Here is a 22,109-nt window from a genome sequence, read left to right on the forward strand (position 1 = left end):
ATGCGGCACCGCTCGGCTTTCATACTCAGTTCCGTGCTCGCGCTCACTCTGACCGGGTGCGCGACGCCCGCGATGGTGGCAGGCGGCGCCGATGCTGCGGGTGAGCCACTGCCTGCGCAGTCCTCCGAGGCGAGCGACTCGTCGGCGATCGCTACGCCGGGGAGCACCGACCCGGAGGCGCAGGCACAAGCGCACGCATGGCTCGATGCCGCAGCACTCCCGCCGGGCGCGATTCCCGCCGACGCGAGTGTCGCAACGTTCAACTCATATACGGGGTGGCCCTGTGGTCCCGTCGCAGAGTTGGAGGGGTTCTGGTCGATCCCTGACGCAACCGTGAGCGCGACCGCGAACTGGCTTAGGGATAATCCGACCGCCGATCTCATCTCGACTTCAGTGGGGGCGGTCCCAGATGATCCCGCCATTCAATCGGCCATCGTGGGGTACATTCCGGCAGAGGGCGCGCAGGAGGGAGTCGTTTACACCGTGGAGAAAACGACAGACGGCGTCGCGGTGCGCGCCGAAGTCGCAGCGCAGACCGCCGAGGCATCGTGCCCCGTGTTGCCGGACGGCGGGGGGTACGGTGCACCGGGTCAGGGATGACGTCAGGGCACGATCAGCGACTGGGACTCAGACCACCCGGACACGCAAAACTCCGAGGGTCGCGCGCCCGCGGTGACTCGACTCCTGACAGCGATCGGGGGCGCCTCACATAGAATTCGAGAGTGAACCGGAGATGGCTGCTGGGAGTTACCGTGGGCATCGCTGTCCTGCTCGCGGGGTGCACCGCAGCGCCGGCGCTCCCGGACGCTCAACCGACACGCAGTAGCCCACCTGTCTCGTCAGTGCCGACGCCGACTGCTACCGTCACGCCAGAAGCAGAACCGGTGAGCGATCCTGGTCCCTGTGAGGCGGCCACGCCCGCCTATCCCATCGCCGACGACACCGAGGTGGAACAGCTCGGAGGAGCGAGGTTGGCGGTGCCCTTTGATCGGGGTTCGATGCCGCACGCGACAGGAGAGGCTGTTCTCGATGAACATGGTGTTCCGGTCGCCTACAAGGTGGCCGACAATGATGTCATCTCAATGATTGGTGCGAGATTCTGCGTAGGCGAGCAGTGGATCTACTGGGTCAATTACGTCCGCCGCGATGGCGACACGCTGTACTCCGGTGACACCCTCAACCTCGACGCACACACCATCCTGAGCGTGGGCGACCAGAACGGCATCGTTCACAACAATGCTCTACCAGAGGGCTTCGTGATCCCGCCTCAGCGGTGACGGGCGGTCAGTTCGCGTCCACTGTCACTTCTGACTGCAGACCGGTCTCGGTGTCGTAGGTCGTTATCCGCCACGCCGGCCGCCCGTCCTGCATGATCAGCGCCAACTCGATGAGGCGCGGACTGGGGTAGACCTCGCCGGACAGTTGGGCGGCGGCGTACGCACTGACCCCGAGGTCAGCCAGTTCGGCCTCCGTGAGCGTCACGTGGCGTTTCTGCTTCACGGCGAGGGTGCTGGCATCGTAGAGCGCCTCCTGGCCTCGGTCGGGTTCGGTGACGGACTCGCCCCACTCGTCACGACCGGGATCGAGACTCCGTACCCGCCAGACCCACTGGTCGTCGACATACTCCAGCCGCAGCCCGACAAGAGGGCCAGGAGGAGAGTTCGCCTCCCCGAAGAATCCCTCCAGCCAATCTGACGGCCACGCCACGCTGACAGGGACACCGCTGGTGGGGTACTCCTCGCCGACAGAATCCGGAGCGTCCGGGAACGACGCGTCGCACCCGGACAGGACAAGCGTTCCGGCGATCACGATCGCCCCGACGAACATCGTCATCATCCGCTTCATCGGATCACTCCATTCCCGAGGACCAGCCTAGACAAGGCCGTCGCGCATGAGTTGGCTCAGTTCCGCCTCAGGTGGGCGATGATGGGCCGGTGGTCGCTGCCTCTGTCATCGAACGAGCTGTCCACGGTGACCTCGTGCACAGCCCACGCAGACCCGACCAGTACATGGTCGATCGGCGACGCGAGCCACACCGGCAGTGACGTCGGCCAACTGCCTGCTGCCGCAGAACCCGATCCGCTCGCCGCGTCTCGGCAATCCCCGATCAGCGACTCTCCGCGACCGAATGCCGACAGGTGATCGATCGTCGCGTTCAAGTCCCCGGCCACGATCACGTCGGGCTCGCCGCATTGGGTGGCGACCCACTCCAACCCCGCCCGCCAGCCAGCCATGTCTTCCAACAACGGCGGCAGCGGGTGTGCGGCGACAATCGTCGGCCCGATCCCATTGACGGGGCGCCAGACCCCACTTGGCAACCCGGGCGTCGAACCGGCTGCCTCGTCAACGCGGTACTCGCCGAGATCGGTTGCGATGAGCACGGACGTCGGGATCCACGAGTCACCCGCTTCGCCGTACGCGGTGTCGGCCCACATTTCGCGGCCCGACAGTGAAACGATCCGCGCAGTCTCTGCCACGGCAACCGCGTCCGTCTCCGGGAGCGTGACGATGTCGGCGTCGGTCTCGACAATGAGCTCCGCGATGCTCTCGGGCGATACCGCCCCGCCGAGAGTGTTCCACGAAACGACCACGAGATCACCGTTGGGCACGGTCTCACCGGCACTGCGTGAGGCCAGTATCGCGCCGTTTGTGAGGGATGTCGCGCCGAGGATGATGGCAATTCCGGCGGCAATACTCCAGCGCCGCCGGAGCACGGCGACAACTGCGGCGCCGCCGGCGAGAACAAGGAGGGCGATTGCCACCAGTCCGCGGAACGCAAGAAGCTGAGCGATGATCGGAGTCATTTGCGCGCCGAATGCTTGCGGCCACGCGATGAGTACCCCGACGGGCGCACCCACGAGTAGCGTCGCGAAGAGCGGGATTCTGCGGGAACGTCGAGTTGGCATCATCCTCAGTCAACCGTCCTTGAGGCTAGAGTCAAGCCCGTGGAGACGGACGAGTTCGCGAACCTGCTGCAACGCGCGTACGGTCCCGATCAGGTGCCGCTGACGCAAGTCGAATTGGATCAGCTGCGAGCACTCCAGACACTCCCGCAGGACGGGCGCGGAATCGACCAGATTGAAGACGTGCCGCGAACGCGCGCCTCACGACGCTTGGGGTGGCCGGTCGCTGTGGTCGTCATCGGAGTCGTAGCCGGGTTCACCGGATACGCGTACGGCGCGGGAGCGTTCGACCCGGCAGCGCCCGCACAAACGGATAACGAGCAGGTGTCGGGGATCCCGCTCCCCGATGGACGATTGGGCTCGCTCTCAGATGCTGACTGTGCGGTGAATCTGAGCGCGACCAGCGGTGCACGCGAGTCAGTGACATGCACGTGGAGCGAACTGGGCGGTGACACGCGTCGCTGACGTGCTTCCTGGAAAGAGTGTGCGCGAGTGATCCAGGTCAACCGCTCGGGCGACGGGATAGGGCTACGAGCGGCGCAGGGCATCGATCAAATGACCGCGATTCCATTCCTTGGCTGGCGGGGGGTCATAGGGGTGATGTCGTCCACATGCAGTCCGTTCGAGTTGGATTCGAGACATCTGTCGTGAGACCGATCGGATTGTCGGTGCGTTGGTTCGGTCGAGAAAAGCCCTGGTCGGATAGCCGTGACCTAACAACTCTCGTGAGATCCGACACAGAGCTGCTGCGTCATCCGCTGCACACGGAGACCGCGCCGCTCACCTGACGGTTTCGCCTCCGACTGGAGCTAGTCGTTCCGGGCCGCGTGAGACCGCTCGGCCCACAGGCTGGCCATCATCTCCGCCTGACGCCTGGCAGCCTCCGGATCCACCCCTCGAGCGCCGATCGGCGCTTCGGGGAACGGGGCACCCCCGTTGTACTTCTCCTCGAGTCGCGTGGCCTCCTCGGTGAGCAGAGAGGCGACCATCGACGACATCGACGGATAGCCGGCGTCGCGATCGCGCGTTGCCCACCAGGCCGCTTTCGCCCGAGCGTGCACAGCATCGGGGAGGAAGTAGCTGTGGTTGCGCTGCTCGCCGTCGCCGAGCGCGCGGCCGCGAGCTCCTTCGGGGGCGGCAGGGAAGGGCTCACCGTCGTTGTATCGCTCTTCGAGGCGGCCGGCGCCGGCGACGAGCAGCTGCGCCACGAGCGAGGCGAGGGTCGGAACGGCGTCGGCAGTGTCTCGGGTCCCCCACCAGGCAGCCTTGATGCGCGGGTGAAGGCCCACGGGGAGGAAGTAGCCGCGGAGCCTGTTGCCTGTGGCGGGGGAAGGTGTAGTGGAGTGCACTGAGGGACGCCTCGTCGTCCAGGGCGCGGAGTCTTGGTCGATCAAGACTCCGGAGCGCTTTTCGTCTTTTTCGGTCGGGTATCGCTGAGTCTACCGGGCGGTGTTTTTCGAGGTGGGAAGCCGGTGTCCCCGGCGGTGCCGTGTCATCGGGTTGCTGTGCTCTTCGCGGACCGGGCGGCGGCGCGACGGACCGCGAAGACGACCAGAGCGAGTAGCAGCAGGAGACCACCGGCAGCGATCACCAGGCGGCCGAGGTCGAGGCCTGCTGCGTCGGACAGGGGAAGGATGACGTTCTCTGTGGTGAGGACGTGCACGTCGACGAGGAAAGAGGCCGCCTGCGGGATGAGGCGTGCGGCGAGGGTGGGGCCAAACAGCATCAGCGCGAACGTTCCGATCAAGATCAGGGTCAGAGTGTCGTCGGACAGTTCCGAGTTGCGGTTCTCGCTCACGGGTGTCTCCTTCGTGTGTGGGTCAGGGCCGCCGGCAGCTGTCCGGCGGGCAGATCTCGATGCCGTAGAGGCGGAGGAACTCTTCGGGGTTGACGTAGCCGGAGTACTGGGCCGGCGCGCCGAGCGCAGGCGCCTCCTGCAGTCCGGCGACGGCGGGGTTGGTGGTGCCGTTCTTGTTGATCCGCAAGTCCAGGTGGCACCCGCCCGAGGGAGGGACGTTCCCGGTCGCCCCGATTTGCTGGCCGGCGGTGATCTGATCTCCGACGTCGACGAGGCGCTGGCTCTTGTACATGTGCAGGTAGCTGACGATGAACCCGTCCGGGTGCTTGACCGACAGCCACAGGTCGCTGCTGAGCACGACGGTGCCGGGGAGGATCGCGTAGACGGGGTCGCCGCAGGGGTTCGGCCAGTGCTGCAGGTCGATTGCGACGTGCCAGGTTGAGGCGTTGGGGACGTCGATGTCGCGCGGCCCATACCCGGAGGTCATGTTGAAGCCGGGCGAGAGTGGGTACGCGGCCTGACCCACCAGGACGCTGCTGTCGCAGCTGACCGAGCCGCCGACCGAGGAGATGATCTGCTGGGCGGCGCCCTCCCACTTGTCGTAGGCGTCGGGGAAGGCGGACACCTGTACGGTCTGCGCCGCCTCGCCCAGGCTCATGCTCTCCCACCCCGGGATGTCGAGCAGACCGCGGGGGCTGCCCTCGTTCGGACCGTCAGGTCCACCGAAGAACGCTCTGGCGGCGTAGGTGGGGTCCATCAGGTCCTTGACCGAGCCCCACCCGGACACGCGCTGCTGGAAGAAGTTGACCGAGTCGTGGTCGCTGCCGACCGCGTCGTGCGGGTAGTCCAGGGATGCTGGCACGCTGCTGTTCGCGTACATCTTCAAGCCCGACTCCTGCAGGGCCGTCATCATCGCGATCTGCTGCCCTCGCTCGGAGACGCCAAGAGAGCGTGCCACGGCGAGGATCGTCGCCGCGTGGCCGAGTTCGGTGGCGGTCAGCGTCCGAGACGATCCGCCGCTGGTCGTGACGGTGAGCTCGGTGGCGACTCCGCCGGCGCTCACGGTGCAGCTCGACGCGGATCCGCCGCCGCTGCCGAGCATCGACATCAGGAACATCGTGTAGGCGGCGAAGACCATGATCGGCACGAGGATCACGGCGATCCCCGCGACCACCCACTTCCAGCGGCCGGTGCGGGTCTCCTCGTCAACGGGGTCGGTGAGCGGCGACGTTTCGGCGGGTCGCTCGAGCAGATCGGTCACGATCGCGGATCACCTCTGCTCGAGCGCGAGGCGCTCCCGCAGCTCGACCGACCGGGGAGAGCGCGGCGCACGCGGCGGCAACGACGAGATATCGACCCCGGACTCCGACGACCGAGTCTGAATGTGCCCCACCCCGGCGCCGTCCACGACGATGCGCCGCGGCCGGGAAGGCGCTCGTGGCGCCTCCACGACCCGCACAGGAGCAGAGGACTGCTCCCCGCGTCGCGTACCGTGCTCGATCGCTTTCGAGGCGCCTTTGCTGGCCGCCCGACCGCCGACCTCGAGCGCAGCTGCGCCGACCCCGCCGGCGACACCACCCGCAGCGACGCCCTTCCCGATGCGGACGCCGGTGAACACCAGATCTGCCGTCTTTCCGGCGGCCGCGCCGCCGCCTGAGCCCGTTCGCGGGCTAGGGAGGGCCGGACGCCCACCTGAACCGCCGGAGGGCCGGGAAGGCGCTGGCGGGGCTGCTGGCGGTCGCGTGGCGGCAAGTGTGCCGATGTCGGCGGTCGCGCCGCCGGCGCCCTGCCCGACCAGGGTGAGGGAGCGCGCGTCGACGGTGTTGTCGGGTCGCCGCAGCGCCGCGGCGGCGACCGTGGAGACGGCGCTCATGGCGGCGATCGTCTTCACGCCGTCGCGTTCGGCGCGGCCGCCCTTGGTGAACCCGTACTGGGACAGCTGCTGCGCGAGCGATCGGCCCGCCTTCTTCGCCATCCGCTTCGCACGGATGACGAGGAAGATCAGGACGCACATGACCAGAGACGCGAAGGTCATCTGCGCCATCAGCGGAACACCGAGGGCGCTGAGACCCGTGATCGCTGCGACGGTCAGTTTCAGAGTCGCGGCCATCACCACCGCCATGAACACGATCGCGACCAAGCCCATGAAGGTGTCAGCGAGGGACTTCCACAGGGGGTACCGGTCGATCGGCAGTATGCCGAGGTAGACGTTCCACATCGTCTTGAGCGCGGCGATCAGGAAGCCGAGCACGGTGACGAGGAAGAGCACCCCGAACGTGAGGGGGATCACGAACAGCACCAGGGCGCCGGGCGTCATCAGCGCGGCGGTGGCGACCATGCCGAAGTTCGGGTTCTGGTTGTACTTCTTCGCGGCTTCGTCGCAGTTGTTGACCGCGTCACGGACCTCGTTGCCGCCAGTGTTGATGGGCGGCGAGGAGATCATCTGGTCGGTGAAGGCCGTGGCGCACTCCCCCTCCAGTGCGTGACCGAACGCGACAGTCTGCGCGGGGATCTTCACGAAGATGTCCACCAGCTGCGAGGTGACTGCTGCGGACAGCATGTTGTCCGAGTCCAGGGTGGTGTTGTTGAGGTCCTCGCTGACGACCGCGGCCGCGATCTCTCCCCCGTACTGCTGGGCGGTGTCCATCGCGCCGCCGGCCGCGGTGAGCGTGGCGATCGGGTTGGCGAGCATCCCGGTCGCCAACACGGCGCATGTTGCGGAAATGAAGATCTCCGACCAGCCGCGCGCGTGCCGGCCGACCATGATCGCGAGGCCGGCGACACCGCCGGCGATCGCCAGCGCGAAGGGGATCCAGTTGATCTTCTCGAGGAACTGCTGCAGAAGGTCCGCCAGAGCTCCGAACGGGGCACTGACCACGCTGACCCATTCGAAAGACAGCAGCCAGTTGCAGAACCAGATCATCCACGACAGCAGCCCGAGGTGTCCGGTCCAGATGGGATCCAGCCACGACGCGATGAACACCTTCCCCCAGTTGGCGGGGTTCCAGTCGCCACGGTCGATCGGGAGCATCGAGTAGGACGAGAGGGGCACTCCCCCGCTGTCGGTGATGTCGCCGCCGAGGATGTAGGGGGCTGCGCCGCCGCCGTCCGCGAACGCCCAGTACGTGTTGCCGAAGCACACCAGGAAGACGTCGATCAGGATGACGGCGATGATCCGGCTCCACCACGGGTGCTCCTTGACCCAGAACCGAACGCGCCAGAACGCGCCGCCGAGGCTTTCGAAGGTGTGCCGGTAGAAGACGATCACGGCGTCACCAGTGAGGGGGTCGACAGCACGGCTTCACGCCGGTCCGGGCGCTCGGGGAGGGTGCGACGGAACTTCCCGATCCGGCCGCGCTGGTCGCGGATCAGCCCCTCGCCGCGGCGATCGGGGGCGACCCTCCCGTCAGAGCCCAGCGGGGAGAGGTCCTCGGTGACGACCTTCACCATGTGCGCGTCGGCCGGTTCCCCTGTCAGCCACTCGATCGCGCGGCGGGCGAGATCCTTGTCGGTCTGTCGCATGACGTATCGGGTCTTGAGCAGACCGCGGGTCTGGGTCTCACCGAAGTCCTCGGGGTCGTGGGACCCGAGAGCGAAGAACGCGCGGTGCTTGCGGCCGTCGCGGATGCCGATGCGCAGATCGCGCTCTCCCTCGGGGGAGGCGGTGATGTGGTGGCATTCGTCGAAGTAGGCGCCGGCGAGCTCGCCGGGGTTCATGAAGCACACCTCGCGCGTGACGCCCATGAGCATCGCGTACATGGCGCGGCCGTAGATCTTCTCGAGCGGCATCTCCTCGAACAGGTGTGCGTGCTCGAGCTCGGTCTTGTCGGGGAGCGAGAGACCGTGGGTGAGGAAGACCAGCGCGCGCGATTTCAGGTTGACGGCGGGCAGCGTGTCATTGAAGAGGACCTCGCCGATGTCCTTCGACGCCACCAGGTCGATCAGGCCGGACAGCTCGTCGCTCTCGGCCGAGGTGATGGTCTTCAAGTTCGCGCGGAGCCGGCCGAGGCTGGTGACGTCGTGCGCGGCGACGTACTCCGGCTCCATGAGCCGGGACAAGGCGACCCCGCGGGAGTCGCGGGCGCGGATGCCGAGCATCACCGCGAAGAGCGACTGCACCATGCGGGCGCCGACGAGCGGGCCGAACATGCGCAGCGGATCCAGCGAGTACTCCGGCGTCATCAGGTCGACGATCGTCGTGGTGTCAGGGCGCAGGCTCTTCGCGAACGCCGCGTACTCCTTCGCCTCGGTGCGGTCGATCGCCACGACGCGGCCGTTGCGGTCGACCGTGTCGCCCATGTCGCACTTGAGGAGCACGCTCTTGCCGGCGCCGAGCTCGGCGACGACCCCGAAGCTGGCGCTGGTGTCGGCCTGGATGCTGCCGTCAGCGTCGCGGAGGATCGGCGTGTGGCGCGCGGTGGAGATGTTTTCCCCGAAACGCGCGCCGCGCTCATCGCCCAGCTCGTTGCTGGCCAGCGGGACCCCGGTGGCGAACTCCCTGCCGGTAGTGATCTGGGTGAGCTCGCGGGAGAGGCGGCTTGTCGCGGTGCCGGGGATCATCGACCACCACAGGTCTTCCTGCCCACCCAGCGGCGCCTCGAGGATGAAGTCCGAGCTCTTGTACTCCTCGGCGACGAAGCGGGCTCGGGCCTGCGCGAGCTCGGCGGTGTCAGCGCCCACCGCGAACAGCACGGTGCCCTGCACCTCGACCTCCTTGTCGGAACGGTTGAGGGAGGCGTGATAGGCCGCGAGGGTCTCAGCGATCTCGCCCAGGTCGGATCCGCCGCCGGTGATCGTCGCGGTTCCTTCCTGGTGCTTGTACTGCTCCTCGAGCGCCGACTCGGCCTTCTTGTTGCGGCGCTTGACCTCCTCCGCGCCTGTGACGGTGAACCGCACCGCCCAGTCGACGTCGACGGGGAACTGGTCGACGTGGGAGAGCCACTCGACACCTGGTGACACCCAGCCCATCTTGGGCGTGGCGACGAGGGACTGGACCACCTGGTAAGACGAGGCGTCCGCGTACGGGCTGTGGATCTTCACGTAGCGGCGCTTGAACGGGACGAACTGCTGACCCTTGGAGAGGTCGCTCTGCCCTCCCTCGTCGATCCACGGGTTGGGCATCGCGGACGGCATCTGGAAGTGGGCGAGATCGTCGGGGGCTGCGCCCTTGGCCGGCGGAACGGGTGCGGCCATGTCGGCTGCGAGTCCGCGCTGCTGGGAGTGCAGCGCGATCCAGATCTGCTCGGCGGGAGTCGCGCGCGTCGGCTGGAACGCGGCCGGGATGCGCACCTCGATCTCCTTGGCCGCCCGGGCGGCCGCGGCGATCTCGCCGTCGCTGGGCAGCTGGCGGGGCAGTGCGAGCGTGTCGCGGAGCTTCGTGTCAGCTGCGCGCAGCGCGGACATCGCGCGGGCCTTCCACGCGCCGGCGGCGAGGGGAACCGCGAGCCAGAAGGCACGGGTGCCCAACCGGATCTGCTCGAGCGAGTCCAATGTCAGCTCGATCTCCTCTGCGAGGTCGGGGCAGTCGCTGATCCGGATGCCGTCCAGCATCCTTTCGACGACGGCGACCGGGTCAAGGTCCGCGCACAGGCCGAGGAGGAGGCCCTCGCCGCGGTGAGCCTGGAAGAGCGCCTGGTGGTGTGCCTTGACGAGCTTCTGGTTGGTGTCGCTGCTGTAGGCGTACGGCAGCGGCTGCAGCCGCCACGTCGCCCAGACCACACCCGAGCGCGTCCACATCAGGTTGCTCGTCATTGCCGTTGCGGGGATCTGCATGATCAGTTGCCTCCTCGTGCTTGCTGCAGCAGTCGCTCGACGCCGCTGACCGCGTGGGCGGGCGTGCGAGTGTCCAGCGGCGCCGAGCGCTGCTGCGTGGCAGGTTGCACCGCTGCGGGTGCTTCCGGCGCTGGGGTCGGGATCGCGACCTCGGGTCGCGGCAGGGCGTCGACGATGGCGTCGGCGATCGTCGTCTTTCCGCCGGCGTAGTGCGGGGGTCGGATCTTCATGGTGGTGCCGCGGTACTTGCCGGTGGCGGGTTTGGTCATGGCTGACAGTCCACCGGCCAGGACGTTCAGCATGTTGCGGCGGGTCGCCGGGATCCTGCCCGCTCCCCACGCCGCCGCCCACGAGAAGGCAATGGCGAGAGGGAAGTCGACGAGCGGAGAGCCGGTCCCCCACATCCGCTGCGTGAGCAGCGCGCCGATCAGGACGATCGCGAGAACGATGCCCTGGGTCAGCGTGTAGGGACCCCCGGGGATCTTCGTACCGTCGTGGAGACGGCCGATGAACTTCGGGAACCGGCGGCTGCGCGTGTAGAACCGCGCAACCTCTCTGTCTTCGTCGCGTTCGGCCACGGTGGACCCCCTACGCGGCGAGCTGATAGACCGTGGCGCCGAGGGCGTTGACGGTCTCGCCCTGAATGAGGGTCATGACCCATTCGCCGCCGCCGAGGGCGAGGAACATCACGAACCCGCACAGCAGGCCTGTGATGACCGTCGTCGCGACGGCGAACTTCACCTTCGCGGCGACGACGAAGAACACGACCGCCGAGACGAGCACGACGAGTCCGCGGAATGCGGTCGTGCCGTCTGAGACGATCCCGTTGATCCAGTCGAAGAATCCCATGATGGGTGTTTCCTTTCGTTAGTTGCCGGTGCCGGACGGCGACGGCGCGGGGGTTGCCGACTTCTTCTCAGATGTCGCTTGCGGTGCAAGATCGATCGCACTGACCTCCCACCGGCCGGCCCGGGCGGTGAGAGTCAGGGAGTAGGTGGAGGTGAGCTGCTGCTCGAGCGGGCTGAGCAGCGACACCGCGGCGAGGACCTTGACGACGTCGCCGTCCCCCGGCGTCTTGGCCGGCGCGACGTCGGCGCGCAGGTCGAAGACGCCGACGTTCACGTAGGGGGCAGGCGACAGTGCTGTGAAGTCCGTACCCGGGGAGCTGAACCTCGCGAGCTCCCCCGAGCCGGCCAGGTAGGCGCCGAGGAACGCGGACACGGTCTCCGCGGCCGGGTCGCTCGAGCTGATCGTCTGCGCGTACGCCAGGGAGGTCGTCTTCCCTTCCACCGGCGCCGCAACCGGGGCAGGCAGCCCCACGACCCGGAGGGTGTCTCCCTCGGCCGACACCGCCACCTGGAAGTAGCGGCGCGGCCAGGTCGTCGAGCTCGTGTCGCTGGAGTCGCTGACGGTCAGCTCCTTCACGTTGCCGGCGACGACGACGTTGATGAAGCTCGTCTCATCGACGGGGGTGATGGACACTACGGCGAGGTTGCGGTACTCCCAGGGCTGCTCGGAGAGCTGACGGAGTGAGGCCAGGTCGATGTAGTCGCCGAGGTCGCCGGGCGCCTCCTTGCTCGCGCCCAGCCAGGACCCCACGTAACCCAGCGCGTACCCGCCTGCGGACTGCTGCTGGACGCTCAGCCCTGCCTCCTGCGTCTGTGCCGGCGCGGAAGCGATCGCGGCCGGTCGGGCCGCGGCCGCGAACAGTGCGATCGGGCCACACGCGATCGCCGCGAACAGAAGGCCCGACAGCAGCCGGCCGCTCATCTGCCGGCCGTGAGTCCAGCTGCTGCCCTTGGCCTCGGGTGACTTCTGATCCTTCGGAGCCTTGGGCTCCTTCTCACGCTTGCTGAACAGTCCCATCGGTCACACCCCCTCGGCGGCGATCTGCAGCCGCGCGACACGACTGGCGGCCTGCCCCGCCTGCGCGAGTCGGGAGGGCTCGAGGGTGCGGCGCATCCGCTCCTGCGCGTTCGGGTCGAGCGCGCTCTCGTACAGCCCGGCCGCCGCGTGCTGGATGTCGTCAATGGCCCGCAGGGCGTGAGCTGCGTCGCTCACGAAGCCCTCGGGAAACTCGTCTGCCGCTGATGCCTGAGCCACCGAACCGACCCTTTCTGTCGCCGTCTAGCACCGGCGGACTCCGGCGCTCACAGGACATTGGTCTTGATTGACCCCCGGATCGGACAGGTCTCCCCCATCTTTTTTTCGTCTTTTTCCGATTTCGTCTTTTTCCCTCGCGATCTGGCATTTTCACGCGCGGTCTGCACGGGGCCGCGATGTGTCGCGGGAGAACGGACCGAAACGACCAAGAGTCTGAGCAAGACCCGCTGAGGAACGTCGCTCGTGTTCATCCCCGACACGAGAGGCCGAAACTCATGTCCACAACCTCGCTCACCTCACGAGCACCCGGACTCTTGACCGCGCTGCGCGACGAATGGGACCGCAGCTACACGCAGCTCCCCCACCACATCGCTGGCATCGGCGACGTCGTCTGTGGCGAGCTCACCGCTCAGATCCGAGCTGCTGGCGAAGACGAGCGTGACCGTCTGCTCCACGCACTGCTCGTCGCGGCGCACGACGGCGACCACGTTGCCGAGCGGATCCTCCTGCACCACATGCTCCCCAAGGCCGTCCACTACGCACGCACCTGTCGGGCACTGCGCTCCATCTCGTCGACCGGGCACGACTCCGTCGATGCGGTCGCCACGGCGATCGGAGCGATGTGGCAGTCGATCTCCACCTACAGGCTCACCAACGCCCACCACGTCCAGGGCAACCTCGGGCTGAACGCGCTGAACATCATCAACGGCTCACTCGACGCCGGCTCCCAGGACCTCCCCGTCGACGACGACTACCTGACCCAGGCTGTGCACGACAACGGCGGCAGCCACGGCATCGAGCCCGAATGGGGCGAAGACTCCCTGCACGACCTCGTCACCCTCCTGTCCTGGGCGATCGACACCGACACCCTCTCCCCTGACCAGGTCCGCCTCCTCGCCCGACACGACCTCGCCGAGCGGGACGAACGCGAGGCTGTTCGCGACACCCTCGCCGCGGAGCTCGGCATCGCCAGAGGAAGCCTCACCCGGCGCGTCCACAGAATCCGCCTCAAGCTCGTCGAGGCGGTCCAGGCCCACGTCCGTACCCACGGCGCCTGGTAACGGCTTGAGAACGCCGTAGAACGCCCGCTAGACGGGTTCCAGCTCTCAGCGCCCCCCCGGGATCGGCCCCCTGGGGGCGCTGAGTTTTATGGCCCGCCGGAAGAGAGGGGGGCGGGACGCTCATACCCACTCCCCCCCCCCCCCCCCCACCTCGCCATGCCTCTTGCCCCGTGCCAACTCTCGTTGCATCCTCGTTGCAACCGTCCTGGCACTGCTCGTTGCACCCAGCTGCGAATGATATGCATATGGCCTGCATATATTGCTTGCACATTGCTATCTGTGTGGTTGTTGTTGTGTAGTTGCTTGCAACTTAGTTGATTGCACATTTGGAGCAAACGTTGCTAGTTGCTTGGCTTGTCAGTGTGCTTGCTACTGCTCTTGCTGACTGCGTGCGATCTTGCTGCGAAATCGCTTGTAGTTGCAATCTCATATGCGTTAGAATCTCGGCCATGCAGCAGACACCTTCGCGTAGGTATGGCATCGGGCGGATGCCATGCTGAGCGCAGACAAGAGATCACGACTCCGGCGAGTGATCGCCGTGATGAACCGCAAGGGCGGCGTGGGGAAGACCTCCATCACCTCGAACCTTGCGGGTGTGCTGGCGCAGGCCGGCTACAAAGTGCTGGCGATCGACCTCGATCAGCAGGGGAACCTGGGCGACGACCTGGGGTACCGGCACACGGACTACAACGACCACGGTGCGGCGCTGTTCTTCGCGCTGAACAGCGGGAACCCGCTGGCACCGGCGAAGGGCATCCGCGAGAACCTCGATGTCGTGCCGGCGGGGGAGCAGACCGCTCTTCTCGCGGACACGCTGACAGGTCGGCAGCGTCGCAACGAGGATCCCAGTTTTGGCCTGGCGGACAAGCTCGCCGAGATCGCAGACCAGTACGACATCGTGTTGATCGACTGCCCGCCGGGGGATACCGCGATCCAGACCCAGGCGCTGGTCGCCGCCCGCTGGATCTTGATCCCCACGCAGCCCGACTCGGGCAGCCTCAATGGGCTCGAGCAGCTGGCGCGTGAGGTGATCGCCACGCAGCCCAAGAACCCGACCATCATGCCCCTGGGTGCGGTGCTGTTCCCTATCGACAGCCGCGCCAAGCGGATGAAGGCTCGGAAGCACGAGGAGATCAGGGAGATCATGGGCGATCTCGCTCCCGTCTTCACCACGTCTATCCGGTTCTCCCAGACCTCCGGCGTCGACAGTCGCGATCGCGGCCAGCTCGCGATCGAGTTGGCTCGTGACGCTGAGGAGCAGGACCCGTTCGCCTGGGCGAAGGCTCTCAAGGCGCGGAAGGCGGGGGAGACCGTCGATGAGACTCCTAGCCAGCGGATCAGCGACAGCGCAGGTTCGCTTGCCGAGGACTACGTCGAGCTCACGGGAGAGATCCTGCAGGCCCTCGCAGCGCATGAGAGCTCACCGGCGGGGGAGGTGGCGTGATGTCGGATCTCGGTCAGCCCCGCAAGGCGCAGCACAAGGCGTCCGCGTTCGCCGGTCTCCTCAAGCCTGTCGCCGAGCTCGCACCTGAAACGGTTCCCGACCCTGTCCCGGAACCGGCACCCGCTGAGCCTGTGTCGATCGTGGAGCCTTCCCCGACGTCGGCGGACGCACCGGTCTCCCCGTCCACGAAGAGCAAGCGGCGGGTGAAGAGCACCCCGGCCCCCAGCGCCCCCGAGGCAGCGTCGACGCCGACGTCGGCCGAGGAGACCACCTCAGCCGGAGAGAGGGACCTGGTGAATCAGCCTGTGAACGTCACGCTGCGCGAGAGCTTGATGAACAAGCTCAACGCCTACAAGGAGGAGACGGGGCTCAGCCATCCGATCATCCTCTTCACGGCGATCGAGACGCACATCGACGAGCTCCCCGACCGCCTGCGTCGCAGCGTGGCCGGTGCCACGGCGCCCGAGGGCGGACGGTCCCTGTTCGACATGCCCAGGGTCGTCGCGCACAAGACGGACGGGGAGCGAACCGAGACGTTCATCATCCGCGTCAACAAGAAGAACAAGGCCATCCTCGACGGTCTGTGGAAAGAGCTCGGCGCGCCCAGTCGCAACGCTCTGTTCGTAGCCGCCTACGAGGCGTTCCTGTCCACGAAGTAGCCAAGGAGTCCAGACATGGTGACCGAAACCGAGCCGAAGCGTCGGCAGAAGCCCGAGCCGGCGGAGAAGAAGCCGAAGGGGGAGCAGCTGACGCCGCCTCCCACGCGGTCACGCCGTCGACCTGCAGTGATCGCCGCGGGCGTCGCGCTCGTCATCGTCGGCGCGCTGGGCAGCTGGTGGTACGCGTCCTCGGCCCGCGTCACCACCACCGTGTTCGTCACCTCGGGGGAGATCACACGAGGCGAGACGATCGAGAGTCAGGACCTGACGACGCTCGAACTCGACGGACGGCAGAACACCGACGCCTACACCGTCGAGCAGTCCACCGACGTCATCGGGAAGATCGCGACGGTCGATCTTCCCGCCGGCTCTCTGATCACCCCCCGCGTCCTGGGCAGCACCCTGGCGATCGAGGACGGGCAGTCCCTGGTCGGATTCACCCTCACGGGCGCGCAGATGCCCTCCTACCCGCTTGCCGCCGGCGACCAGGTCCGCATCGTCGACACCCCGGTCGCTCAGGGCGACCCGCCCGCCGACACCCCGCAGACGTTCCCCGCAACGGTGTTCTCGGTCGTCCGTGACGCCGACAACCAGCAATGGGTCGTGAACGTCATCGTCCCCAGAGCGCAGGCCGCAGATCTCGCCGCCCGAGCCGCAACCGGGCGCGTGGCTCTGGTTCTCGACGGAGGGCAGTGACATGGCGGTGATCGCTCTGGCGAGCTTCTCCGGCGCCCCCGGAGTGACCACCACGGCGCTGGCGATGACCTTCGCCTGGCACCGCCCGGCGCTGCTGGTGGAAGTCGACACCGCGAAGACCTCGAGCATCCTCCCCGGTTACCTCCGTGGACAGTTCGGCCGAGACCGCGGACTGACCGCGCTCGCGATCGCGCAGCAGAACAACGCGCTGACCGCTGCGGAAGTGATGGAGCAGCGCATCGAGCTCGCACCCGACCGCAGCGTGATCCTCGGGCTGTCCAGCATCGTCGCCGCCCAGTCGACGACCGGGTTGTGGAGCGAGCTGGGCGCCACGCTCAGCACTCTCGACAGTGCCGGCATGGACGTGATCCTCGACGTCGGCCGGGTCTCTGTACGCGACCCGCGATCGTCTCTGCTGCAGATCGCCGACAGCGTCCAGGTGCTTCTGCGGCCGACCCTTCCTGACATCTACACCACCGCAGCGCAGCTGACCGAGCTGCGGGATCTCCTCGCCCAGGCAGGGCACCGTGAGTATCTCGAGCTGCTGCTCGTCGACACCCCGCTGGAGACATGGCCGCGGGCCGACATCGTCAAGCTGACGAACGTCGACGTCTCGGCCGGGATCGTCCACGACCCGCGATCGGCCGCCGTCTACTACGCCGGCGCCGAGCCGAGCAGGAAGCTCACCCGCAACTCGTACACGCGCTCGATCACCACCGCGGCGGATCTGATCCGCGCCCGCATCCTCAAGCGTCAGGAACTGATCGGCGCGCGCCCCACTCGACAGGAGACTCTCGGATGACGAATCCTGAACAGCCCACACCGCAGCAGCCATCGCTCACCGATCTGCCGATGTTCCTCACGCAGCCCGACCCGGCAGCGATCCCGGGGACACCGCCCCCCGTGCGCGGGGCCGCCGGGCATCTGCTCGCAGACGCCGGTGGACCCCAGTACTCCCGCCGAGGCGCCGCCCAGGCGCCGCAGCCCGCACCGTCGTCGACTTCCGCGCCGGCGCCGCAGGTTCCCCGCTACGAAAACGACGACGAGCAGGTTGACTGGACCCTGCTGCAGAGCCTCCGCAAAGAGGTTGCCGAGCTGCTCGATCGTTCGGTCGCGGTCAACCCCACGATGACCGAGCAGGACCAGCGGGCGATCGCGCAGAGCCACGCACTAGACGTGATCCGCGACAGGATGAACGCGGTGACCGCGGAGACCGGCGACCGCAACGCCTGGTCGGCGGCCATGCAGCAGCGGCTCGCTCGAGCGGTGATCGACGGACTGTACGGGCTGGGGCGGTTCCAGCCGCTCGTCGACGACCCCACGGTGAAGAACGTCGACATCTACGGGAACGACCGCGTCTACGTGAAGTACGCGGACGGCCGGAAGGTGCTGATGCCGCCGATCACCCCGACCGACCAGGACCTGATCGAAGAGATCCGTCTGATCGCGATGCGTCAAGGCGAGGACGCCCGACCGTTCTCCAGCGCCCACCCGATCCTGTCGATGGACCTTCCCGGCGGCATCGGCCGCCTCGAGGCCGTCCACCCGCCGATCTCGCCCCGCCCCAAGGTCGTTATGCGCATCCACCGCTTCGTCGACATCGGCCTCGACCAGCTACTCGAGCTCGGTTCCATGACCCCGCCGATGGCGGAACTGCTGCGCGCGATCGTCCGCGCGGGACGCTCGATCGTGGTCGCCGGGAACCCGGGCGCCGGCAAGACCACCCTCGTGCGGGCGCTGTGCAACGAGATCGACCCGATGGAAGAGATCGTGACGATCGAGAAGGAACGCGAGCTGCACCTGGACCGGATGGGCGATCGCCACCACATCGTCACCCCGCTGCAGTACCGGCCCGGGCTGGGGGAGCGGGCGGCGGATGGCAGCCAGCCCGGCGAGATCACGCTCGTGCAGCTGCTCGAATCCAGCCTGCGCCTCGACTCGCAGCGCATCGTCGTCGGCGAAGTCCGAGGCGGTGAGGTCGATGCGATGTTCCAGGCCATGCAGGCCGGTGTCGGATCGATCAGCACCGTGCACGCCATGTCCGCGACCGACACCATCGAACGTCTGGCCGACCTCGCTATCAAGGGCGTCGGAGGGGCATCCCCGGAGTACGCCTACCGGCAGATCGGCCGCCATATCGACTTCATCGTCCAGGTCGCGCAGGTTCGCATGCCCAACGGCAGCGTGCAGCACCTGGTCACCGAGATCGCCGAGATCACGCCCGGTGAAGAGGATCGCCCGATCGCCAACACGATCTTCGGTCTCAGCCGTTCCCGCCGACAGGTGCTCCAGGCGATGCCGACACCCGAGATGCGGGAGATCCTCGCCGAGGCCGGGATCGACACCGACTTCTTCCGCGGCATCGAGGGGACGGCAGCATGAACGCGACAGCGATCGGCCTGACAGTCGGGATCGCGCTGCTGGGCCTGCTCGTGATTCTGATCGGGATCTTCCCCTCGCAGGAGGACCCCGCCGGCCGGCCCCCGGGCCGTCTGCAGCGGACCTGGAGCCGGCGCCGCGACATCATCACTCCGCGGGTTCTGATAGCCGCGGGGATCGGCCTGGTCGTCGGGATCGTGCTCTGGCTGATCTCGGGGTGGCCCATCACGATCCTGGTCGGGCCGGCTCTCGCGATCGTCCTGCCGCTGCTGGTGGGCAGCAAGTCCGACACCGAGGACATCGACAAGCTCCAGGCGCTGGAGATCTACACCCGCAACCTCGCCGGCATCATCGGCGGCGCCGGCACCGGCCTCGAGGTCGCGCTGCCCGCATCCGTGCGCACCGCGCCGCCCGCGATCCAGCCGGCGATCGAACGGCTCGCCGCGCGCCTCACCTCGAGGTGGACGATCGAGGACGCGCTCCGCGGCCTGGCCACCGACCTCAACGACGCGACCGGGGACCTGATCGTCGCTCATCTGCAGCTGGCCGCGAAAGAGCGCGGCCCCGGTCTCACCAAGGCACTGCAGGACCTGGCCGATGACGTCTTCGACGAAGTCAAGGCGCGCCGCCAGGTCGCGGCCGACCGCGCCAAGCCGCAACAGACCATCCGGCTGATCACCATCATCGTCATCGGCATGTTCGTCGGGCTGCCGCTGCTGGGCGGATCGTCCTTCTTCGCGTTCTACGGGACGCCGTTCGGGCAGATCGTGCTGCTGTTCTGGGTTGCCATCTACGTCACCGCGATCATCTTCCTCAAACAGTGGATCCGCCCCCGACCGATGCCCCGCATCCTCAACGGCAGGAGCTGACCGTGTGGTACATCACCCTCATCCCCGGAGCCCTCCTCGGCGCCGGCCTCGCGCTCATCATCGCGACCCTGCTTCCCCGCCAGTCCAAGCTGTCGGCGGTCATGGAACGGATGGGCACCACCAGCACCATCGCGGACCACTCCGGCACCGACCTGGAAACCCGTGTCGGCTCCTGGGTGCACGCCCGCCTGCCCGACCTCCCCGGCTTCACGATCCCCACCAAGGACCTCGAGCTCGTGGGCACCCCGGTGAACAACTACCTGTACCAGAAGGCACGCGACGCACTCCTGCTGCTGATCGCCCCTTCGCTGGCCGGGATCGTGCTGAACATGATCGGCCTTTCCTTCTTCGGCGGCGTCGCCGCCCTCGCCGGTGTCCCACTTGCCATCCTCGGGTGGACCGGAGCCGACCGTGACCTCAAGAAGAAGGCCACCGTCGCCCGCCAGGAGTTCGCTCGAGGTGTCGCCATCTACCTCGAGCTCGTCGCGACCGAGCGCCGGCGCAACGCCCCCGTCACCCGAGCACTCGAGAACGCGGCCACGATCGGAGACAGCTGGGTGTTCGTCCGCATCCGAGAAGAGCTCCGCCGGGCACGATTCGCCGGCACGCCCTCCTGGGAAGCGCTCAACAATTTCGCCGACGCCACCGGGGTTCCCGAGCTCGCCGAGGTCGCACGAATCTCCCGATCAGCGGACGAGAGCGGTTCTTCCATATATGAGACACTGAGGTCCACCGGGAAGGGCATGCGAGTGAAGCTTCTCAACGAGGAACAGACCCAGGCGAACAAGCTGAGCGACCAGTTCAGCTCCTTCGCCGGCTTCATCGTGGCGTTCATCGCGGTCGGCATCATCTTCACGCCGCTCCTGTTCAACCTCACTTCGACGTAATGTCCGATTCCAACTGAAAATCGCACCTATGCCCATCAACACCAAGAGAAAGGAAGGCACCATGACCGCACTCACGCGCATGGCCGTGATGCTCCGGATCTACACCGACGACCTCCGTGAGCGTCGCGAGCAAGGCGACGCTATGGTCGGCTGGGTCCTCACGATCATCGCGGTCATCGTGATCGCGGGCATCGTCTACGGAGTAGTGTCCGGCTGGTTCGCGGACCGCCTGGCCGAGATCACCGACCCGTTCTGAGCCGCGACTCTGATGATCCGCAGACTCCGTCACCGCCTCCTCCCGATCGCCGCACGACTGCGCGGCGATCGGGAGCGAGGTGATGCCAACGTGGAGTTCACGATCATCTTCCCGCTGTTCGGGCTCATGATCTTCGCGATCATCATCGGCGGGATCTACTACGACGCCGGCAACGCCACCCAGGCCGCAGCCAACGTCGCCGTCAACGAAGCCCGCGCCTACGGCGCCACCGCCGCACAGGGGGAGCAGGCCGCGGAAGACTTCATCGCCAGCAACGCGAAGAACCTCCACGACACGACCGTGACCGTCAACCGCTCCGCCACCGAGGTCACCGTCACCGTCACCGCCCGCACCAACTCGATCTTCGAGACCCTGTTCAACAGCGTCATCACCCGCACCGCCGTCGCCCCCGTCGAAAGGTGGGTCGACTGATGCGCATCCACTGGAGCAGCGACCGCGGCTCGGCATCCGCCGAGCTCGTGCTCCTCGCCGGCCTCGTGCTCATGTTCGCCTTGGCAGTCGTCGGGTTCGGCCGCATCGCCCTGGCCAACCAGACCGTCCAGTCCGCCGCGAACGCCGCGGCGCGCGAGGCCTCCCTGGCCCGGACCACCAGCGATGCGCAGTCCAACGCGCGCGACACCGCCAACGCGGCCCTCGGGTCCTCCGGGATCTACTGCCGCACCCTCACCGTGAACGTCGACACCAGCCGCATGGACGCCGCGATCGGCGACGTCGGCACCGTGTCCGCCACCATCACCTGCAACGTCGAGCTCTCCGATATCTCCCTGCCAGGCCTACCCGGCACCAAGGAGATCACCGTCACCGCGAGCTCGCCCGTGGACCCCTATCGGGAGCGTCGATGAACAGACTCCGCAACTGGATGCGCGAGCACCCCGAAGAGGGGTCGCTGTCCGCGTACTTCGTCCTTCTCGCCGTCGTCCTGATGGGCGTCGTCGGCCTCGTCGTCGACAGCAGCGGCAAGTACCGCGAAGTCGAGCACGCGCAGCTCGTCGCGTCCGGCGCGTCCCGCTCCGCCGTCAACGCCGTCACCGGCACCGCCCAGGACAACGGCTCCGTCGCGATCAACTCGATCGCCGCGCGCACCGCCGCAGAGAACTACATCGCCGCGTCCGGCCTGACTGGTACCGTCACCGTCTCCGGGGACGTCGTCACCGTCACCGTCGAGTCCAGCTACGACACCCGGTTCATCTCCCTCCTCGGCGTGAACCAGCTCCCCGCCCAAGCGACCTCGTCCGCGCAACTGATCACGAACTAGGAGATC

At 67.3% G+C, this 22,109-nt stretch carries 26 protein-coding genes; 15 read left to right on the forward strand and 11 right to left on the reverse strand.

Annotated features, from left to right (window positions below; genetic code table 11):
* The first annotated feature begins 33 nt into the window (after nucleotides 1-33).
* Together AB2L57_RS17760 and AB2L57_RS17765 are read left to right on the forward strand one after the other, a co-directional pair.
* Nucleotides 34-600 (forward strand): hypothetical protein, encoded by a 567-nt coding sequence (locus tag AB2L57_RS17760; RefSeq protein ID WP_409048088.1) that lies wholly within the window; start codon nucleotides 34-36, stop codon nucleotides 598-600.
* A 284-nt stretch (nucleotides 601-884) separates the two neighbouring features.
* Nucleotides 885-1,277, forward strand: a complete 393-nt coding sequence (locus AB2L57_RS17765; protein ID WP_409048089.1) for a hypothetical protein — start codon at nucleotides 885-887, stop codon at nucleotides 1,275-1,277.
* 7 nt (nucleotides 1,278-1,284) lie between these two features.
* On the opposite strand, the gene AB2L57_RS17770 is transcribed toward AB2L57_RS17765, so the two are convergent.
* Nucleotides 1,285-1,836, reverse strand: coding sequence for a hypothetical protein (locus tag AB2L57_RS17770; RefSeq protein ID WP_409048090.1), 552 nt, complete (start codon nucleotides 1,834-1,836; stop codon nucleotides 1,285-1,287).
* Between the two features lie 65 nt (nucleotides 1,837-1,901).
* On the reverse strand, nucleotides 1,902-2,804 hold the full coding sequence (locus AB2L57_RS17775) for an endonuclease/exonuclease/phosphatase family protein (RefSeq protein WP_409048091.1): 903 nt from the start codon (nucleotides 2,802-2,804) through the stop codon (nucleotides 1,902-1,904).
* A 141-nt stretch (nucleotides 2,805-2,945) separates the two neighbouring features.
* Between AB2L57_RS17775 and AB2L57_RS17780 the strand changes: the two genes are divergently transcribed.
* Entirely contained in the window at nucleotides 2,946-3,368 is a 423-nt protein-coding gene (locus AB2L57_RS17780) for a hypothetical protein (protein WP_409048092.1), read from the forward strand.
* Between the two features lie 344 nt (nucleotides 3,369-3,712).
* Here AB2L57_RS17780 and AB2L57_RS17785 read toward each other — a convergent pair whose 3' ends face one another.
* The 9 genes from AB2L57_RS17785 to AB2L57_RS17825 form a co-directional block, all read right to left on the reverse strand.
* Entirely contained in the window at nucleotides 3,713-4,252 is a 540-nt protein-coding gene (locus AB2L57_RS17785; RefSeq protein ID WP_409048717.1) for a hypothetical protein, read from the reverse strand.
* Nucleotides 4,253-4,395: 143 nt separating this feature from the next.
* Nucleotides 4,396-4,701, reverse strand: coding sequence for a hypothetical protein (locus tag AB2L57_RS17790; protein WP_409048718.1), 306 nt, complete (start codon nucleotides 4,699-4,701; stop codon nucleotides 4,396-4,398).
* 22 nt (nucleotides 4,702-4,723) lie between these two features.
* Nucleotides 4,724-5,962: a M23 family metallopeptidase gene (locus AB2L57_RS17795; protein WP_409048719.1), complete on the reverse strand. Its 1,239-nt coding sequence runs from the start codon at nucleotides 5,960-5,962 to the stop codon at nucleotides 4,724-4,726.
* Nucleotides 5,963-5,971: 9 nt separating this feature from the next.
* Nucleotides 5,972-7,969 (reverse strand): hypothetical protein, encoded by a 1,998-nt coding sequence (locus AB2L57_RS17800; protein WP_409048720.1) that lies wholly within the window; start codon nucleotides 7,967-7,969, stop codon nucleotides 5,972-5,974.
* Complete coding sequence (locus AB2L57_RS17805; RefSeq protein ID WP_409048721.1) at nucleotides 7,966-10,473, reverse strand: ATP-binding protein; 2,508 nt, start codon at nucleotides 10,471-10,473, stop codon at nucleotides 7,966-7,968. The genes AB2L57_RS17800 and AB2L57_RS17805 overlap by 4 nt, the downstream gene beginning before the upstream one ends.
* A 2-nt stretch (nucleotides 10,474-10,475) precedes the next feature.
* Nucleotides 10,476-11,051 (reverse strand): hypothetical protein, encoded by a 576-nt coding sequence (locus AB2L57_RS17810; RefSeq protein ID WP_409048722.1) that lies wholly within the window; start codon nucleotides 11,049-11,051, stop codon nucleotides 10,476-10,478.
* A 10-nt stretch (nucleotides 11,052-11,061) separates the two neighbouring features.
* Nucleotides 11,062-11,322 (reverse strand): hypothetical protein, encoded by a 261-nt coding sequence (locus AB2L57_RS17815; protein WP_409048723.1) that lies wholly within the window; start codon nucleotides 11,320-11,322, stop codon nucleotides 11,062-11,064.
* Nucleotides 11,323-11,340: 18 nt separating this feature from the next.
* On the reverse strand, nucleotides 11,341-12,339 hold the full coding sequence (locus AB2L57_RS17820) for a conjugal transfer protein (protein ID WP_409048724.1): 999 nt from the start codon (nucleotides 12,337-12,339) through the stop codon (nucleotides 11,341-11,343).
* 3 nt (nucleotides 12,340-12,342) lie between these two features.
* Entirely contained in the window at nucleotides 12,343-12,576 is a 234-nt protein-coding gene (locus AB2L57_RS17825; RefSeq protein WP_058632845.1) for a hypothetical protein, read from the reverse strand.
* Nucleotides 12,577-12,851: 275 nt separating this feature from the next.
* On the opposite strand from AB2L57_RS17825, the gene AB2L57_RS17830 reads away from it, so the two are divergent.
* From AB2L57_RS17830 to AB2L57_RS17885, 12 genes are all read left to right on the forward strand, one after another.
* On the forward strand, nucleotides 12,852-13,637 hold the full coding sequence (locus AB2L57_RS17830) for a hypothetical protein (protein WP_409048725.1): 786 nt from the start codon (nucleotides 12,852-12,854) through the stop codon (nucleotides 13,635-13,637).
* A gap of 493 nt (nucleotides 13,638-14,130) precedes the next feature.
* Nucleotides 14,131-15,081, forward strand: coding sequence for a ParA family protein (locus AB2L57_RS17835; RefSeq protein WP_409048726.1), 951 nt, complete (start codon nucleotides 14,131-14,133; stop codon nucleotides 15,079-15,081).
* A 203-nt stretch (nucleotides 15,082-15,284) separates the two neighbouring features.
* Nucleotides 15,285-15,740, forward strand: coding sequence for a hypothetical protein (locus tag AB2L57_RS17840; RefSeq protein WP_409048727.1), 456 nt, complete (start codon nucleotides 15,285-15,287; stop codon nucleotides 15,738-15,740).
* A 15-nt stretch (nucleotides 15,741-15,755) separates the two neighbouring features.
* Nucleotides 15,756-16,436: an SAF domain-containing protein gene (locus AB2L57_RS17845; protein WP_061683598.1), complete on the forward strand. Its 681-nt coding sequence runs from the start codon at nucleotides 15,756-15,758 to the stop codon at nucleotides 16,434-16,436.
* 1 nt (nucleotide 16,437) lies between these two features.
* Nucleotides 16,438-17,238 carry a hypothetical protein gene (locus AB2L57_RS17850; RefSeq protein ID WP_409048728.1) on the forward strand — a complete coding sequence of 267 codons (801 nt, stop codon included), beginning with the start codon at nucleotides 16,438-16,440 and terminating at the stop codon, nucleotides 17,236-17,238.
* Nucleotides 17,235-18,818: a CpaF family protein gene (locus AB2L57_RS17855; protein WP_409048729.1), complete on the forward strand. Its 1,584-nt coding sequence runs from the start codon at nucleotides 17,235-17,237 to the stop codon at nucleotides 18,816-18,818. The genes AB2L57_RS17850 and AB2L57_RS17855 overlap by 4 nt, the downstream gene beginning before the upstream one ends.
* Nucleotides 18,815-19,684: a type II secretion system F family protein gene (locus AB2L57_RS17860; RefSeq protein WP_409048730.1), complete on the forward strand. Its 870-nt coding sequence runs from the start codon at nucleotides 18,815-18,817 to the stop codon at nucleotides 19,682-19,684. The genes AB2L57_RS17855 and AB2L57_RS17860 overlap by 4 nt, the downstream gene beginning before the upstream one ends.
* Before the next feature lie 2 nt (nucleotides 19,685-19,686).
* Nucleotides 19,687-20,571: a hypothetical protein gene (locus AB2L57_RS17865; protein WP_409048731.1), complete on the forward strand. Its 885-nt coding sequence runs from the start codon at nucleotides 19,687-19,689 to the stop codon at nucleotides 20,569-20,571.
* A 61-nt stretch (nucleotides 20,572-20,632) separates the two neighbouring features.
* On the forward strand, nucleotides 20,633-20,827 hold the full coding sequence (locus tag AB2L57_RS17870; protein ID WP_409048732.1) for a hypothetical protein: 195 nt from the start codon (nucleotides 20,633-20,635) through the stop codon (nucleotides 20,825-20,827).
* 12 nt (nucleotides 20,828-20,839) lie between these two features.
* Nucleotides 20,840-21,259: a TadE/TadG family type IV pilus assembly protein gene (locus AB2L57_RS17875; protein WP_409048733.1), complete on the forward strand. Its 420-nt coding sequence runs from the start codon at nucleotides 20,840-20,842 to the stop codon at nucleotides 21,257-21,259.
* Complete coding sequence (locus tag AB2L57_RS17880) at nucleotides 21,259-21,690, forward strand: TadE/TadG family type IV pilus assembly protein (protein WP_409048734.1); 432 nt, start codon at nucleotides 21,259-21,261, stop codon at nucleotides 21,688-21,690. Before AB2L57_RS17875 ends, AB2L57_RS17880 begins: the two co-directional genes overlap by 1 nt.
* Nucleotides 21,687-22,103 carry a pilus assembly protein TadG-related protein gene (locus AB2L57_RS17885; RefSeq protein WP_409048735.1) on the forward strand — a complete coding sequence of 139 codons (417 nt, stop codon included), beginning with the start codon at nucleotides 21,687-21,689 and terminating at the stop codon, nucleotides 22,101-22,103. Before AB2L57_RS17880 ends, AB2L57_RS17885 begins: the two co-directional genes overlap by 4 nt.
* Nucleotides 22,104-22,109 lie beyond the last annotated feature (6 nt).

It is taken from the genome of Microbacterium sp. HA-8 (assembly GCF_046111165.1).
In the GTDB taxonomy this organism is placed as follows: domain Bacteria; phylum Actinomycetota; class Actinomycetes; order Actinomycetales; family Microbacteriaceae; genus Microbacterium.

Coding starts and splice junctions, on each gene's coding strand:
- AB2L57_RS17885 (WP_409048735.1), top strand. CDS start 21,687: ATGAACAGACTCCGCAACTGGATGCGCGAGCACCCCGAAGAGGGGTCG.
- AB2L57_RS17770 (WP_409048090.1), bottom strand. CDS start 1,836: ATGATGACGATGTTCGTCGGGGCGATCGTGATCGCCGGAACGCTTGTC.
- AB2L57_RS17805 (WP_409048721.1), bottom strand. CDS start 10,473: ATGCAGATCCCCGCAACGGCAATGACGAGCAACCTGATGTGGACGCGC.
- AB2L57_RS17775 (WP_409048091.1), bottom strand. CDS start 2,804: ATGACTCCGATCATCGCTCAGCTTCTTGCGTTCCGCGGACTGGTGGCA.
- AB2L57_RS17835 (WP_409048726.1), top strand. CDS start 14,131: ATGCTGAGCGCAGACAAGAGATCACGACTCCGGCGAGTGATCGCCGTG.
- AB2L57_RS17875 (WP_409048733.1), top strand. CDS start 20,840: ATGATCCGCAGACTCCGTCACCGCCTCCTCCCGATCGCCGCACGACTG.
- AB2L57_RS17820 (WP_409048724.1), bottom strand. CDS start 12,339: ATGGGACTGTTCAGCAAGCGTGAGAAGGAGCCCAAGGCTCCGAAGGAT.
- AB2L57_RS17815 (WP_409048723.1), bottom strand. CDS start 11,322: ATGGGATTCTTCGACTGGATCAACGGGATCGTCTCAGACGGCACGACC.
- AB2L57_RS17845 (WP_061683598.1), top strand. CDS start 15,756: ATGGTGACCGAAACCGAGCCGAAGCGTCGGCAGAAGCCCGAGCCGGCG.
- AB2L57_RS17870 (WP_409048732.1), top strand. CDS start 20,633: ATGACCGCACTCACGCGCATGGCCGTGATGCTCCGGATCTACACCGAC.
- AB2L57_RS17855 (WP_409048729.1), top strand. CDS start 17,235: ATGACGAATCCTGAACAGCCCACACCGCAGCAGCCATCGCTCACCGAT.
- AB2L57_RS17880 (WP_409048734.1), top strand. CDS start 21,259: ATGCGCATCCACTGGAGCAGCGACCGCGGCTCGGCATCCGCCGAGCTC.
- AB2L57_RS17850 (WP_409048728.1), top strand. CDS start 16,438: ATGGCGGTGATCGCTCTGGCGAGCTTCTCCGGCGCCCCCGGAGTGACC.
- AB2L57_RS17830 (WP_409048725.1), top strand. CDS start 12,852: ATGTCCACAACCTCGCTCACCTCACGAGCACCCGGACTCTTGACCGCG.
- AB2L57_RS17860 (WP_409048730.1), top strand. CDS start 18,815: ATGAACGCGACAGCGATCGGCCTGACAGTCGGGATCGCGCTGCTGGGC.